Raw genomic sequence first — 14402 nt, 5'->3', positions numbered from 1 at the left:
CTAATTCTTTCTAATGATCAGGTGCGCCAGTTCCGGGTCACTCAACAAACGTTCCATCTCGAGCTCAATAATGTCCCTGATATCCTGTTTGATCTGTAAATAATTCCGTTCTATAATAGCGCTGCTAATCTTCCGCACTTCCGGCAAAGCCACATAACCCTCGATTTCTTTTTTCAGCGCCGCATGGTCATTTACGATCTCGCCATGAAAAGTCTTCAACTCAATCTTGCAATCCGGGTTATCGGCCACCATCCCCACGAACTCGCCGGAACTTAAAGCCGAAATGCGGGAGACTGGCACAGCTGCCTCCAACTGCTTTGAACGACTGATCGAAGTATCACTGCGATTGATGGACAGACTTTCCCTATCCTGCATGATCCGCCCGATCTTTTCCGAAACATATTTCGCCGTATCTCCCGATACCTGCCCAACCGCCATGTTGCCCACGATATTCATGATCACATCCGCCTGTTCCCTTCCGTAATCTTTGCGCAGCTGGCTGGCATCCTGGATACCGAGCGTGGTGGCGATCAGGTTAGACCTGCCCGTCGCAATCGTCGGAATGATATCCGTGGTCAGTGTAGGGAACTCATCGAATACCAGGCTGCATTTCAGCTTGTTCTTTTGGTTAATGATCTTCAGCAGGCGGTTGGTAAATAAGGAAAGCACCGCCCCATAGATCTGTATCTTCTGCGGATTATTCCCCATGCAGACGATCTTCGGATTTTCAGGATTATTGATATCCAGCGTAAATTCGTTACCAGACAGCACATAATATAATTGCGGCGAAGCCACCCGCGCCATCGTAATCTTCGCCGAAGCGATCTGCCCCTCCAACTGCTCCACCGCATCCCGTTTATAAGCGCTGATAAAAGGATTGATCAGCACGTCAATTTCCTTTTGTGTACCCAACAGTGTAAATAAACTATCGTAATCCGCCTGCATCAACTCGATCACATGCGGCAGCGTGCAGAACTCCCCATTATTATACTTGCGCAAGTACCAGATGATCGCTGTCAGAAAGTTGATCGGCGATTCCACAAAAAAGTCACCCTGCTTTTTGATCCATTCCCGGTTCAAGCCCAGCAATATCGTTCTTGCCGATTCCACCGCATCCGTCAGGTCCAGCATGGCAGATGGATCCAGCGGATTGCAGCGATGACTGCGGGAGAGGTCATCGAAATTAATGGAATAGAATTGAGGTTCTATTTTATACCCGCCTTTGTTTTTCAGCCAAGTATTGTAAGCGATCACCGCCAGGTCCGGCATCTTAAAGTCATACACGAACATCGCAAACCCCTTACGGATATGCTGTGTGATCACATGCCGGATAATAAAGTAACTTTTACCCGATCCCGGTGAACCCAAGACCAACAAGGCGCGGAACAAATTGATCAAATTGATCCAGCCATCCCGCACCTTACCTTTCAGCACATATTTCATCGGCAGATTGACCGAAAACTCATTCTCCAGCAGGCGCTCCTCCTGCGGGAACGTTTCCTGGTCGCGATTAAAAATATCCCCCTGCAATTGATCCCGGATGATTCGCGACAGCATCGTACCGCCGCTCAGCATCAGCAAAAAGCCCAGGCCACAGCTACCCATATAAGCCGAGGCCACCAAAGTTATTTTTCCCCTCACCAGCAACACCAATTGACTGGCGAAGAAAAAAGAAAGGCCTACCGCCAAATAAAGCGCTGCCGTCTTCCAGGTCTGCTTCTCGTCCTTCTTTCCCTTAACCCCGATCAGGGCAATAGCCAGGAAGCCCAGCGAGATCAGTTTCGGCTTCAGGAAGCTACTGAACAAACCTGTTTTCACCACATTGCCCAGCAGACGGTCCGACAATTCCGACACCCAATGCCATTCCACAAAAGCACCGTAACATACCACATAAAAATGCAGCAATAAGACCCCTATACTGATCAGCCTGGTCATGTCCAGGATCTTGCGCATCGCCTGATCGCTTTCTCCAGTTTGCATATCTCACCCCTCCCAACCCTCCCTGCTTCGACCGTGCTCAGCACAAGCTCCAGCGGGGGGCTTTTCTTTATCCAACCACACTTTTATTTTATTTCACCGGCAAGCCAATGCTCACCGGCATCACATCGACATCCGCACTTTCTTTTTCTTTTTCTTCGTCCGCTTCAGATCCCAATCCATCACCTCTGCTGTACCACTGGTATCCAGCAGGGTTTCCACCAAACCCTGCCCCTGATACCCCCCAACAGCATCAAAAATTCCCGGTCGATCTTCACGCGTTTTACCCCGCGTTCCCTGCCCGTCCCGCGCCAGTTTTGCCATTCGCCCGTTTTGTTTTTTCCCCTCATCAGCCCCGGTTTTTAAACAGCGTTCCCTTATGGCGTTGGCACTATAGGCTTTCCCCAAAACACTTCCGTTAAAAACACATTTACTATAATGATCTACATAAGTCACCCCATATAAAATACCCTGCTCATTATACCGAAGAACCATATCTATACCCTTTGTTTTCAGGTGCGCCATCAAACCATCCAAAGTTTTAGGACCATTTAACAAATACAGATCGATCACATTTTTTAAACGCAGTTTCGCTTTCGGTTCATCCTTTGCCAACTTGTTCGCTTCAAACTTTTCCGTTAAAAATTTCAAGGTCGGTTTAGCAAAAAACAAACTCGCCTTGACAGGCACCCCAACCTTGTTACCCTGTTCATCCAGCACCCGGTAAACCAAACCGCTGTACTTAAAAATCCTTGATTTTTCATCTCCCCGGTCGGCAACAATATTATACTGCCGCAGCACCGCATTCAATTCCGCCAGCGAAGCATATTTGTATTGCGCCAATACTTTTACTAATACATTATTAATGGCTTGCTTCGTTTCCGTCTTACCATATAAAACCTTCGCTGCATTCACCGGCTGCACCTGAAACACCTGCCGCTTTTGCTGCTTGTCCGCAACCACTAAACCAAACAATTGCTCGATATCTTTTCGCGCCGGTTCGGATTGATCACGCCCTAAATAATTCATGCGGATGGCGCTGCCATCCGGCTTAATATTCGTCGTCACCAGATGCAGATGCGGGTGCCCTGCATCCTCATGTTTGTATAACAAATAAGGCTGCCCGGCAAAGCCGATCTTTTCCAGATACACTGCTGCGATCTCCCGCAAACGCTCATCCGAAAGGTTTTCAGAGGGATCAAAATTTAAAGACACGTGCAGGCAGTTATGCTTTGTCCGCTGGTTCAGTTCAGCCAGCAATTCCAGCCGTCTCAACTTCTGGTGAAAGCTCAAATGCTCCGGCCCGACGGGATAATAACCCGCTTCCAGACAAACCGCCTGGCCATTCTTTACTTTGTGCTCATTATAATTCAAGGCGATCCGCAAATGCTTCGATTGATGGATCACTGCAACCATATTTCATTCAGCGAAACCAGCTTCAATTCAATAGCTGCAACCGCAGTAAAATAGCGCTCCTTATCCTGCTCAAAACGCATGACCCAGGCCTGCATCTGCGGTGCATGATCCAGCATATTTAAACGATGCACCGCCTGGTTAAAATTCACCCCGATGGCATTTAATTCCCGACGTAAAAGCCCCAGTTCTTCCAGCAATTCATCCATTGATTTATTACGCGTGTAGACTGTAAACTTCCGGCCAAAGATCAGCCGCCGCACAAAATCTGAGAGCTTGCGCACCGTCGAATTTTTCCAGTTACCTTCTAATTCTGCAAATTCCTCTGCGGTCAAACGCAGCGTAATTCGTCGTTTACGGCCTCTATTCTCCTCTTCCATCACTCATCCTCCCACAAAATACCCCTGCCTAAATGGCTTCAAAAACACTCGTTTCCCGCCGCCCCCGACTTCGGAGAAGGGGCGCAATCTTCCATTGTTGTCAGACAATGGTACATCTTGCCGATCGCAAAACTGGCGATCTCAGGCATTCTCCCGGTGAGGGAAAAAGCAAAATAGCACCATCACAAAAAATCCATTAAATCAATATTAAGTCAAATGCAAACCTGACTGCCGGCGCAAAAGCGGTGTTTCGCCTTTGCGCTGCAACCACTCATTCAGATCCTTAAAGCGTTCATACAAACCGCTTTCATCTACAAACCTGCTGCTCCGGGAAAGCGCATAATCCCGGAAAGCCAAGCCGGTAACATCCCTGTCCAGCCACAAATGCACACGCTCATGCGCATTCAGAAAAGGCAGCGCACGGTCAAACAAACCTGCCCCGTTCAACACTACGGTATCTACCGAATGCGGATCCACATAAGGGTTCAAAGAACGCCAGGAAAGGAAGTCCATAAAGCCCTCGAACACATGTACCGAACCTGCGCCATGAGCCAGGCAGGTGATATCCTTCGGGGCACTGCTTTGCTTAAAATTTTTATTGCGGATCTCCCAGCCGCCTGCATCATTTTGAAAGCCGATACCGTAGTAACTACGGCCACCGATTTCGTACGTCAATTCCCTGCAAAACTGATCCGCCACCGACACCGGTACCGACCGCTCATGCAGGTAATTTTTGAGCGGGTAACTGTACAGCGGACGTATCGCTGTCACCAGCAATTTATGCGCTTCGCTGACCAAATCCGCAAACCTTTCCGGCTGATACAATTGCAGGGTATGCGTCGAATAATTGTGGTTCAGAATTTCCAGTACTTCCGGTATATCGCCCGTGTAATACCGCAGGAAAAAATCTAAGGGATTCCCACCCGCCCCCAGCCCGAAATCATACCACTCATTACGCAACAGGTCCACATGAAAGCTGGCCGTTTTTTCATTGCGCAATGGCGAGAGATACCACCAGTCCGTATCGTTTTTCTTCCGCGCCACCGGCTCAAAGCCTTCCACTCCAAGGAAAAGGTTCAGGTCGATATCCTTAACCTTAGCCAGCGAAAAATACTCATCGCTAAAATCCATCACTTATCTCCTTCACATTTATCGAAAACAAAAGTAGAGCAGCCCATCCGCATTTACCTATCCACCCCAAATATTGGGTAGGATCATTTCAAACCAGGTACCGACCTTTGAGCCAATTATTAATCCTAAAAAATAAATGCGTATGGCAACGACAAGTGTGCTGGGAACAGTGTTTGAAACATTGTTATGTAGTCCCGGAATGAATGAAGCAGTTAAGATCGATGTAAAGATGAGCCGTAAAACCGTATTGTTCCTCAACAGTATTATCGAGCTTAGTCTGACCACCGAGGGCGAAAAGCCGGAACTTATTAAGCTTGTTCCGGCAGAGGACGTCGAAAAGTTAAAAGACTTTGCCGGGGACTGCCTGGACAAGGCAGGCTTAAAAGAACTCAGTGAAAAAATGAAAGGCCTGTCCGGCAAGTAAAAAAAAGACCGATACCCCGGCTCACCCCCCAAAAAAAGATTACAATTAAGCCTTCAAAACAGGCTTAATTGTATCATGGCGACCATCTGCTGATCTATGGCCTTTAAAGTTTTCTGGATAATATCCTGTTTATAGTTCGTGGTATCAGAGGAACCGATCTGAGCCGTAAACATTACCTTTAATTTGGCCAACGCATGATCCAGTGCCGCATCGCGGGAAGCAAAATGCGGATCGTAAACCGACAATGCGGAACCACCGCCCGCACAACCAAAGCTATAATTCAGCGCATACGACCAGATGCCATTTGGCCCGCGACCGATGCGGATCTCGCTGTACTCGCCGTAACGTTCACTATTACCCGGTTTTATCACTTCATAATCCAGAAATTGCGGGCGGACAAACCAACCATACTGACCAAAAGCGATTTCGGTGAAACCAAACTCCAAACCTTTATGGTAGGCATGAACATTCATCAGGATCGCCCGCAGGCTGTCACCGAAACCATTGAACCAGTTCAACACTTCGGTATTCTTTTGCTCGATAGCCAAAATAATCTCGGCAGCCAGTTCCTTTTCATACCGGGCGAAACCGCGGTGCTCCTTTAAGACGGTTTTAGAACGAAGGGTTAATGCAAATTTTTCCATAGCGTGGCAATTAAGTTTTTATGCCCCGAAAGCGCGGCACGGTTTGCCTGTCAGGGGCCGCGGCATCGCCGCGGTTCATAAACCCTTGACGGGCGGGCCGGGATCGCGCTACCTTTGCTATAAACACTTCATTGCTGCGGAAAAATGCCGCTGCCCGCTAAACCGTCGCAAAAGCACGGCGGCCCAGTTCCAGCGCCGCCAGCAGCGTCGCAGCCTTCGCCACGCCAACCCCGCGAAAGCGACAAAGATCTTCCGTTGTCCGCAGCGTTAAACGCGCCGGATCATCTTTCACCGACCGCATGATCTTTCCGCAAAGATCCAGCACCGACAATTCCGAACTGCCCGTACAGAACAGGATCGCCAGTAACTCCGCATTACTCAAAGAACCGGCACCAAAAGCATGCAGCTTCTCCCGTGGCCTGTCTTCGGTTGCCAGCGCCTTCATGCCCGCAGCGTCCTTCACCACTTCCATTTGAGGTTTACTGAAAGGCCTCGGCCCGTCGCCGCAGGTCATTTGTCTCAGCACCATCGTCAGTGCCTCCACAAAGAAGGCCAGATCTTCCTCCCAAAGCTGTATCGTTTGCCGGTGGTATTGCTTATCCGCATACTGCTCACTGGAAGTAACCAGCACAAAATGCGTATCGTTCGCGGCTTTCTTTACGTCAATGAAATAGTGTTTACGACCGTGGCCAAAGCTTTCACTGACCAGGTTCGGGTAATTTATTTTTCTTGCATTTTCCATAACTATTCTTTTAAATCCAATCAAAATTGTCAACACAAAAAATCAAATCCTCGAAAACACTGTTATTTAAACGTTTATAACCGTTTCAGCCGAGCCGTCCATGAGTGACTTAACAGAAATAACGAACGAAAAAACCTGCCTGGAATGCGGCCAATCTTTAGGCCCCGGCAGGGATGACCGGAAATACTGTAACGATATTTGTCGTACTGCCTATAACAACCGCCGCCGTAAAGACGAGGTAACCAAAGTACCGGAAACACCGGCACCGGTCAATCCTCAGTTTCAAAAAATTTACCAGATCTTACTGGCGAACCGGACGACACTGATGATGTGGGATACATTTAAAGACCCGCCCTACATGCTCCGGGACCTGCTTGGCAAAGGCTTCAATCTCAAATATTTCACCAGCGAATGCGAGATCGATGGTCTGAAATTTAAGTTCTGCTTCGATTATGGATATCATGTCCGTGAAGATGGCCGCGTGTACATCGAAGAACGCAGCAGCGAAACATTCTGTTAACCTCCAATACAAATTCAGCAGTCTTAAAAAATAAAACAGCAACGGCCGCTGTTTTGGTCAGCGCAGGGACGGCTTCAGCCGCCTGCGCCGGCGAAGCGTAACCAAAACTGCGGCGGTTGCAACAGCGGTAAAAACGGGTGAACCGCAGCGGCGTGCGCGACACCGCGCAGAGCGAAGGCGAACCGGCTTTTCCCGTGTAACAAATAAAAAGCGCAACACACGGGAAAGCATATCCGGACACTGATCACCTACCGGACACTTTCCTGTCAGTTTACCATTTTCAAATCATGCAATACATATTAATTTTTGAGAAAAAAATATTTGTAATTTTTAACTGAAGTTATAAATTTGAGGAAACTAAACTCTTACACATGAACAACCGACTATTAAAGCGCCTGCTGTCAGGTTATGGCTTAGCGCTTGCATTCGCCCTGGCGTTCTCATCCTGTAAACGCGACATCTCTACAGAAGAACTTACTGCAAAAAAGGATTCCAACTATGTCAGCTCTGCCGACGTAGCCAAACTGGCGGAAAAAGTGTTCCTCAGCCCGCAAAGCGGCCGCCTTCGCGCCAGTGCCGTTTCTAAAAGCGCTGCAGGAAGAAAGGTCTCTGCTTTAAAAGAATACAAAGCGGCGGATGGCAAAAACGTACTCTACATCGTGAATTATGCAGGCGGTGGTTTCGCCATCCTTTCAGCCGATAAAAGAACACCCGCCGTACTTGCCTATTCTGAAAACAATACTTTCAAAACGGATACCGTTTTACCGCAGGGTTTACAGACTTGGCTGAACGAAACGAAGAATTACATTACCGGGATCCGTGCGCAGCATCTGGCTTACAAGGGACAGGACACACTGATCGTCCCGACGAGACCGAAGGCTTCAGGAGGAACCGTCGCTGTAAACAAATTACCTCCGCCGCCGCCGCCGCCAAACTACTGCGAAGACAGCTATTCTTACCGCGGACCGCTGATGCAAACCAACTGGGGGCAGCAGGCGGGTTACAACAACAATTTCGGAACGCTGCCGTCATGTACGCTTGACTACTACAACTACGGGCATGCCTATACCGGTTGTGTGGCAACGGCAATGGGACAGATCATGCGATATCACCAGTATCCGGCCAGCTACAACTATAGTGTCATGCCCAACAAGGTCACTTTTAGTAACTATACCTCCACAGGGACAAACGAGATGTCCCGCCTGCTTTATAATGCGGCACTAAGTGTCGGGATGGTTCCCACCTGCACAGGTTCTAACGCTTATACCAGCGATGTACCCAATGCCCTGAAATATACTTTCGGATATGCATCCGATGTCTCGCAGATCGATGTCAGCAACAATGCAACCTTTATGACCAAAGTTATGCAGCAGATCGATATGGGCAGACCGGTCCTGCTAAGCGGTGTTGAAAGCGGGCAGCCAACCGGCCACGCATGGGTATGTGACGGCTATATGCTCAGTAACTACTGCGTAGGTGACGGTATGGTAGCCACTTATGTATCCTTCCATATGAACTGGGGATGGGGAGAGATCTACCAGGATTACGACCCCTATAACGGTTACTACGTCGCCAGCTATATGAACGGAAACGGACACGTATTCAATACACAGCAACGCGCGGTGATCAATATCCATCATTAATCATGCTATCGCTGTTTCTTACGGACAACAGACGGCAGCGTATTAATGACAGCCGTACCCCTGATGCTTCAGGAATGTTTACTGATGTGACCTCTCATCAGGAACTGATCAGGTATGAGGCTGAAAGAATTATTTCCAGTATGGATGCAAAAAACCATTCCGGCACGGGATCCGGAATGGTTTTTTGTAATAAAGGCCTTTTCAGTACAGAGATCATCTGTCACCGGACAGCGCATATCACCGTCCCGCTGAATAACCGTTCAGTATTTCAATTCAGGGAACTTTACGGACAAGAAAACTTAACCGAGCTTTGCCAGCTTTTCAGCGATAGCCTGCAGTAAACCCGGATCAGGCGTCACACCTGCCGGCGCTCCCAAAACACGGTACCGACCTTCCTCATCCGGTTCAAATACATAAGACTGATCAAGGATAGACACCGCGATACGGTAAGTGTAACCATAACGCTGAAAAGCCGCCGGGAGCTCCAGCGGCTTGTTCTGATATGTAATTTTTAAAACAAAGGGCTCATTCATTGCACTTTCACCTGTTCTGCCGAGGTCACAATAATTTCAGGTTTCCCTTTATAATCGATCACCTGCCCGCTGATGCTAACCGTTTTACCTTCCAGCGTACCAGCCAACGCCTTCGTATCGCCCTTGAATGCCAGCGTCAGCAACTGGTTCGGATAAGCCGCACCCATATTCGCCAAAACCATACTGCCGATATCTTTGACACTGTAAACCTTGCCCTGCACGCTAACCGTCTTCCCGATGTAGTTTTTGAGATTTTCCAGCTTTACCGATTCTCCCGGCACGGCTGATTGAATCGGTGCAGCGAACTTAACCGCGGGTACAGGTTCATTATTAAACAACCTGTTCAGTTCACCCGCCAGCCGGATACCCGCCCGGTCGATCCGCTGACGGATGACCGGCATATATTTTTGATAATAAACCTCATCGATCACCTGACCCGGTTTGATCTCCGCATACAGCTGGCTGCTGATCCGGTAACTTTCCCAAAGCCATTCCAGCGGACTGTCCTTTTACCAGGCTTTGATCTGCTCCGGCGTCGCCGTGTCACAGGTCTTCACGATATCCGCTTCGCTCAGCCCCCCGTGACCGATCAGGCCGCTGTCCCAAAGCGCATGCAGGTTCGTGCCCTTGTTATCAAAACGAACCTGTATCGTGTTCCCGCCTTTATCTTCCTTACGGCTGACATGCATCGGCTGGTGCGCATCACTCACCAGGTGGATCAGGTACTTCAGCGCCTCGTTCTTTTGCTCCGCACTTAAACTCTTATCCTTTAGCTGTGCCTCCGTTTTGACAATGGCCGAATAAACGTTGCCATCACTTTGCGTAACTGCCGAAAAGAAAACCTCATGGCTCAAGCCCGGCGGCAGGTTGAGGTAATGCCATACCGCCGTCTTCGGGTTCCGGTTCTCGTCCGCCCAGGTCGAGACTTCCGCCATACGACTTCCGCCCAGATAAGCCGACACCACATAAGCCGTATTGCTCGTCATATGCTTTTGCGCGATCGTCGCCACGGCGCGATGTCCTTTGAATCCCCAGGATATTAAACATAAAGCGCCGCCTACGGCCAGCACAGAAAATAAAGTTTTTCTCATTTTAAATCAGTTTGATTTGTGCCAGATAAGGCACCAATGCCTGTTTATCGGTAAACGGCCGGAAATCTACGATCTTATTCGCTTTCACCTCGTAAAATACTTCTACATAAAAATCCGGTAAGGAATACAACTGAATGCAGAATTCATCTTTAATGCGATCGCTCAGAAAGGTTCCGCTCCATACCACGTCCGCTTTTTCATCCAACGAAAGCATGTTAAATACATCCATGGTCATCGGTCCAAAAATATGGATTTTGGCGATAATCATTCCTTTAAAGATTGCGACCATTTAATGATAGCGGCAAAATGCCCTTTTAACTAATTACCGGCAACCATTCCGGCAGCTTTTTGTTATTTCATTATAGAGCAGCATAAAACTGGAAATGCCAGTGATCATCTTGCCAACAGCCAGCATATCTCCGGTTTTGGCATCGGCTTATACCTGAGTGCGGAGATCATTCGTGAACATGGCGGCAAAATCTGGGTGGAGAGCGAAAGTGGGAAGGGGTCAACATTTTTCTTTAGCCTGCCTTTCACTGATCAGCGACGCGGGAAGTACTCACCAATTCGATTGCCATAGCGTGGGGTGAGTCCACGGTCCTGTGGGAACAAAAAAAGGGACACCTTTTACGGCATCCCCTGGTTAGCACAATTTGCTTTCATAATTATTCTACTTCTGCGGCCGCGGCTTCATTCACGTAATTTTCGGCTACTTGAGTCAACAGGGAATCGGCATTTTTCTCTTCGGCTAAGGTTTCTTCCAACAGGCTTTGGGCCTCACTGTAGCCTAATGTACCGGCTAAAGTGCGCAGGGTGCCATACGAAGCGATCTCGTAATGTTCCACTTTTTGCGCTGCTGAAATGATGGCCACATCGCGCACCTCGGTACCTTTCTCGGAATCTGATAATAATTCGGTCGCTTCTTTCAGCAAGCCTTCCATCGCCAGGCATTTTTTGGCGGCAGCTTTTTCCCCTACTGAAGCAAAAACACTTTCCAGGCGGGTGATCTGGTTTTTAGTTTCTTCCAGATGGGTGCTGATCGTCTGTTTGAGGTCTTCTGAGGTTGCGCCTTTGATCATTTTGGGTAAAGCTGTTGCCAGATGTTTCTCGGCCCAATAGATGTCTTTCAATTCATCCACGAATAATTCTTTCAAAGCACTTTCGGCTTCTGCTGTACGCTCCGCAACTGCTGCGGTCGACTTTTTGTTGTTTTTTGTAGGCATAACGTTTTTCAATTTTTTGGTATGGGTATATGTGCAAATAATATTCCAAAAACGGCTATTTTTTGATCGAACTGATTTCGCCGTTGCGTTCCATGTAAACTTTTTCGATTTTTGCCATATCCTCCGTCGCTACAGATTTCCGGACTCCCTGCATGACATCCTCTTCGCAGACCAGCGCCTTTTTCAGATGGTCATTTTGAAACTTACCGTCCTCAAATAACACCATTTTGTCCCCCTCGATAAACCGGCCGAAGGCCTTGCTGTGCGCGATCAGCCAGCCGAACAAACGGTGCAGCAAAACGATCACCAGGCAACAGACCACTACCGGCACAAAGTCCGACGCGCCGACAATAGCCCGGCTCATTACCGCACCCAGCGAAATCGTAATAATATTGTCCAGTGGCGTCCGTACCCCAAAGGAACGCCGGCCGGAGATGCGGATCAGTATCAGCGCGATGATGAACATGACTACACCGCGATCACTCATTTGCAGCGCATTAAGGTCTTTGCCTTCCCCGAATAACTTATTTAATAGTTCCATGCCCGATCAGTTTGATAGCCGGTTGTGCACCCAGCCTGGCAGTCACGCTGAACTGCTTACCGGCTTGTTCGTTATAATTCCTGAAAAAATGCTCCAGCTGATTTAAGATCGCGTCCGGTAAATCTTCCAGTGTTTTAACCTCCGAAAACAACTGCGACACATCCGGTATACCAATAAACCGGTCATTGCGCATAATTTTTCCGTCACGCTCCGTTTGTTCGGCTTGTAAAACGCCGACAATCCGGCAATCGATCAGGCAGCCGGGAAATGTGCCGCTTTCGGACACCACAATGATATCCAAAGGATCGCCGTCATCTCCCTTTGTTCCGGGGATCATCCCGAAATCAAAGGGGAATACCAGGCCGGCAGGAAGAATTTTGTTCAGTTTAAACCGCTGGCTTTTCGGCTCATAATCGAATTTTTGGTTAAAGCCCCTCGGACTTTCCACCATTACGGTGATGGTTTCAGGTTTTTTCATATTTACCTCTTTTAAAATCCTTTTGAAATTCGCGGTAATCCTTTTTTACGGTTAAAGCATAGTGCTGAGCGTAGCCGATCACCGCCGCCTGCCCGCCCTGGTCGGCTACAAAAGCCATAAGGTCATCTAATGAGCCGGAGCCCTGCGTTCCGCCACAGTGCAGCTGCGCCGATGCCGTCAGTGCCGCCATGTCATCGATCACCTGGTACATGTCCCGGTAATCATGCAGCTTTAAATTTGACGCTGTCCTTAACGGCCTGCAATTCCTGGATGATAAACGCATCTCCCTGGAACTCCGTTGAACTGAGTAAAGCGGCCGGTATATTTTGCATCCGTTGCTGCACGCCGATAATCCTTTGGGCCACCGATGCCCATTGCAATTGTTGAACGGCAACATAGGGCTGGGCAGACGAGGCGCGCGCCTGTTTCATATCGAGGAATAAGTAATGATCCTTGGTGTTGTTACTCTTCAGCAGGAACAGGTAACGCTTAAGCCCAATACTGCCGGTACCGGCCAGGGGGTACACAGAACTGATCACTTCATAATTATAAGGCCCGTCACTGCTGGTTTTGATCCAATGGTGTATATGCGCTTTGAGTGCCTTGCGCAATGGCTTAGGCAATTTGAAGTGCCGCTCATCTTCCAGCGAAAGCATAATGCTTTTCTTTTTGCTGACCGTGCGTTTTTTGAGCAGGTCTTTATAGGTACTTTTAGTTGCGGCGGTCAGGAAATCGCACACGATGCCTTTAGCTGTTCGCGGCCCGATACTGATGGCTTTACCTTTGGCTAAGGTTGCCGAGTAAGTTTTGAGAAAAAATTGCGCCAGTTTTAAGGCCTTTTCTTCATTGAAACCTAAGTTGTCAAAAGCAATAAAGATACTGGTGATCATGCGCACAATTTCGTAACTGGCTGGCGCCAACAGCGCCTCGTCAAAATCGTTCAGATCAAAGTAGACCAATTTATTATAGCTTTTTGCGCTGCCGAAATTTTCGGGGTGCAGATCACCACAGATCCAGGCCAGCGGCGACAAGGGCAGGGCCTCCGCAGCGGCCAGGTCATCGTAAAATATATGGCAGGTACCGCGGAAAAAACGAAAGGCATTTTCCGACATCGCTTCGTATTTCAGCTGCACTTTATCCGGCAGCGAACCTTCATTGAATTTTTTCAAGCGGTCATAAAGTGTAATCATTGCTTTGCAGGTTTGATAGCAGCGCCGCGCCGGCTCGATTTGGTTTTCTGGTTCTCTTCTGCCGCATCGATGGAATGCGTCTTAGTGAGGTCGGCATCTTTTTCGGCGGGATCCGATAAGCGGATATAAAATTTGTACAGGTGGTCCAATTCCGCTTCGGTCAGATCCTCAATATTGACCGTCCGGTTGCCCTTGCCTTCATGTGAGGCCAGCAGCTCATTTAGCTTTAATTGCACCGCTTTGGAGTCTTTGTTCTGTGATTTCCGGATCAGGAAAACCATCAGGAAGGTGACAATGGTCGTTTCCGTATTGATGATCAATTGCCAGGTATCCGAATAATGGAATACCGGGCCGGTGACCAGCCAGACCATGATCATAACAATAGCGACGGGAAACGCCGCCGAGCTGCCGGTAGCCGCCGTCGCCCAATTGGAGAACCGCAAAAAAATTTACCTTTTTTTTTCATATCCTT

General features: G+C 48.6%; 19 protein-coding genes and 1 pseudogene. 5 read left to right on the top strand and 15 right to left on the bottom strand.

The genetic code is table 11. The features are described from left to right. The 4 genes from mobC to D0C36_RS16240 form a co-directional block, all read right to left on the bottom strand. A complete protein-coding gene (mobC, locus tag D0C36_RS16255) occupies nucleotides 1–1980 on the bottom strand; it encodes a conjugal transfer protein MobC (protein ID WP_117392650.1) in 1980 nt (659 codons plus the stop codon). Nucleotides 1981–2100: 120 nt separating this feature from the next. Then, nucleotides 2101–3393, bottom strand: a complete 1293-nt coding sequence (locus D0C36_RS16250) for a relaxase/mobilization nuclease domain-containing protein (RefSeq protein WP_117392649.1) — start codon at nucleotides 3391–3393, stop codon at nucleotides 2101–2103. Then, complete coding sequence (locus D0C36_RS16245; protein ID WP_117392648.1) at nucleotides 3381–3770, bottom strand: plasmid mobilization protein; 390 nt, start codon at nucleotides 3768–3770, stop codon at nucleotides 3381–3383. Before D0C36_RS16245 ends, D0C36_RS16250 begins: the two co-directional genes overlap by 13 nt. Nucleotides 3771–3977: 207 nt before the next feature. Continuing rightward, the gene (locus D0C36_RS16240) at nucleotides 3978–4901 is read right to left on the bottom strand and encodes a CHC2 zinc finger domain-containing protein (RefSeq protein ID WP_117392647.1); all 924 of its coding nucleotides are present in this window, start codon (nucleotides 4899–4901) and stop codon (nucleotides 3978–3980) included. 142 nt (nucleotides 4902–5043) lie between these two features. Between D0C36_RS16240 and D0C36_RS16235 the strand changes: the two genes are divergently transcribed. Continuing rightward, on the top strand, nucleotides 5044–5325 hold the full coding sequence (locus D0C36_RS16235) for a hypothetical protein (RefSeq protein WP_199502039.1): 282 nt from the start codon (nucleotides 5044–5046) through the stop codon (nucleotides 5323–5325). A 53-nt stretch (nucleotides 5326–5378) separates the two neighbouring features. On the opposite strand, the gene D0C36_RS16230 is transcribed toward D0C36_RS16235, so the two are convergent. Beyond that, a complete protein-coding gene (locus D0C36_RS16230) occupies nucleotides 5379–5969 on the bottom strand; it encodes a hypothetical protein (protein ID WP_117392645.1) in 591 nt (196 codons plus the stop codon). 157 nt (nucleotides 5970–6126) lie between these two features. After that, nucleotides 6127–6711, bottom strand: coding sequence for a UPF0758 domain-containing protein (locus D0C36_RS16225; RefSeq protein WP_117392644.1), 585 nt, complete (start codon nucleotides 6709–6711; stop codon nucleotides 6127–6129). A gap of 100 nt (nucleotides 6712–6811) precedes the next feature. Between D0C36_RS16225 and D0C36_RS16220 the strand changes: the two genes are divergently transcribed. The 3 genes from D0C36_RS16220 (at nucleotide 6812) to D0C36_RS24390 (ending at nucleotide 9215) form a co-directional block, all read left to right on the top strand. Continuing rightward, nucleotides 6812–7231, top strand: a complete 420-nt coding sequence (locus tag D0C36_RS16220; RefSeq protein ID WP_117392643.1) for a hypothetical protein — start codon at nucleotides 6812–6814, stop codon at nucleotides 7229–7231. 371 nt (nucleotides 7232–7602) lie between these two features. Next, a complete protein-coding gene (locus D0C36_RS16215; RefSeq protein ID WP_117392642.1) occupies nucleotides 7603–8874 on the top strand; it encodes a C10 family peptidase in 1272 nt (423 codons plus the stop codon). A gap of 2 nt (nucleotides 8875–8876) precedes the next feature. Beyond that, the gene (locus D0C36_RS24390) at nucleotides 8877–9215 is read left to right on the top strand and encodes a hypothetical protein (protein ID WP_147322025.1); all 339 of its coding nucleotides are present in this window, start codon (nucleotides 8877–8879) and stop codon (nucleotides 9213–9215) included. Here the strand turns inward: D0C36_RS24390 and D0C36_RS16210 are convergent. The 3 genes and pseudogenes from D0C36_RS16210 to D0C36_RS16195 form a co-directional block, all read right to left on the bottom strand. After that, complete coding sequence (locus D0C36_RS16210; RefSeq protein WP_117392641.1) at nucleotides 9174–9407, bottom strand: hypothetical protein; 234 nt, start codon at nucleotides 9405–9407, stop codon at nucleotides 9174–9176. The genes D0C36_RS24390 and D0C36_RS16210 overlap by 42 nt on opposite strands. Continuing rightward, nucleotides 9404–10498 (bottom strand): annotated as a pseudogene (locus D0C36_RS24820) (S1/P1 nuclease). The gene D0C36_RS16210 and the pseudogene D0C36_RS24820 overlap by 4 nt, the downstream one beginning before the upstream one ends. A gap of 1 nt (nucleotide 10499) precedes the next feature. Continuing rightward, complete coding sequence (locus D0C36_RS16195; protein ID WP_117392638.1) at nucleotides 10500–10766, bottom strand: hypothetical protein; 267 nt, start codon at nucleotides 10764–10766, stop codon at nucleotides 10500–10502. Between the two features lie 66 nt (nucleotides 10767–10832). Between D0C36_RS16195 and D0C36_RS24815 the strand changes: the two genes are divergently transcribed. Continuing rightward, nucleotides 10833–11078, top strand: a complete 246-nt coding sequence (locus D0C36_RS24815; RefSeq protein WP_117392637.1) for an ATP-binding protein — start codon at nucleotides 10833–10835, stop codon at nucleotides 11076–11078. An 85-nt stretch (nucleotides 11079–11163) separates the two neighbouring features. Here the strand turns inward: D0C36_RS24815 and D0C36_RS16185 are convergent, their stop codons facing one another. Genes D0C36_RS16185 through D0C36_RS16160 form a run of 6 tightly spaced genes read right to left on the bottom strand, consistent with a single transcriptional unit; the run spans nucleotide 11164 to nucleotide 14373 of the window. Beyond that, nucleotides 11164–11721, bottom strand: coding sequence for a YciE/YciF ferroxidase family protein (locus D0C36_RS16185; RefSeq protein WP_117392636.1), 558 nt, complete (start codon nucleotides 11719–11721; stop codon nucleotides 11164–11166). A 55-nt stretch (nucleotides 11722–11776) separates the two neighbouring features. Continuing rightward, nucleotides 11777–12262 (bottom strand): DUF421 domain-containing protein, encoded by a 486-nt coding sequence (locus D0C36_RS16180; protein ID WP_117392635.1) that lies wholly within the window; start codon nucleotides 12260–12262, stop codon nucleotides 11777–11779. After that, complete coding sequence (locus D0C36_RS16175; protein ID WP_117392634.1) at nucleotides 12246–12740, bottom strand: inorganic diphosphatase; 495 nt, start codon at nucleotides 12738–12740, stop codon at nucleotides 12246–12248. Before D0C36_RS16175 ends, D0C36_RS16180 begins: the two co-directional genes overlap by 17 nt. Continuing rightward, on the bottom strand, nucleotides 12727–12951 hold the full coding sequence (locus D0C36_RS16170; protein ID WP_117392633.1) for a hypothetical protein: 225 nt from the start codon (nucleotides 12949–12951) through the stop codon (nucleotides 12727–12729). Before D0C36_RS16170 ends, D0C36_RS16175 begins: the two co-directional genes overlap by 14 nt. Before the next feature lie 10 nt (nucleotides 12952–12961). Then, nucleotides 12962–13930: a DUF2252 family protein gene (locus D0C36_RS16165; protein WP_117392632.1), complete on the bottom strand. Its 969-nt coding sequence runs from the start codon at nucleotides 13928–13930 to the stop codon at nucleotides 12962–12964. Next, nucleotides 13927–14373 carry a low affinity iron permease family protein gene (locus D0C36_RS16160; protein WP_233524499.1) on the bottom strand — a complete coding sequence of 149 codons (447 nt, stop codon included), beginning with the start codon at nucleotides 14371–14373 and terminating at the stop codon, nucleotides 13927–13929. Before D0C36_RS16160 ends, D0C36_RS16165 begins: the two co-directional genes overlap by 4 nt. Between the last annotated feature and the right edge of the window lie 29 nt (nucleotides 14374–14402).

Origin of the sequence: Mucilaginibacter conchicola (assembly GCF_003432115.1) — a bacterium.
GTDB classification, from domain to species: Bacteria; Bacteroidota; Bacteroidia; order Sphingobacteriales; family Sphingobacteriaceae; genus Mucilaginibacter; species Mucilaginibacter conchicola.
The sequence above is the reverse complement of the archived record's forward strand: the minus strand, read 5'-3'. Positions and strand labels throughout refer to the sequence as shown.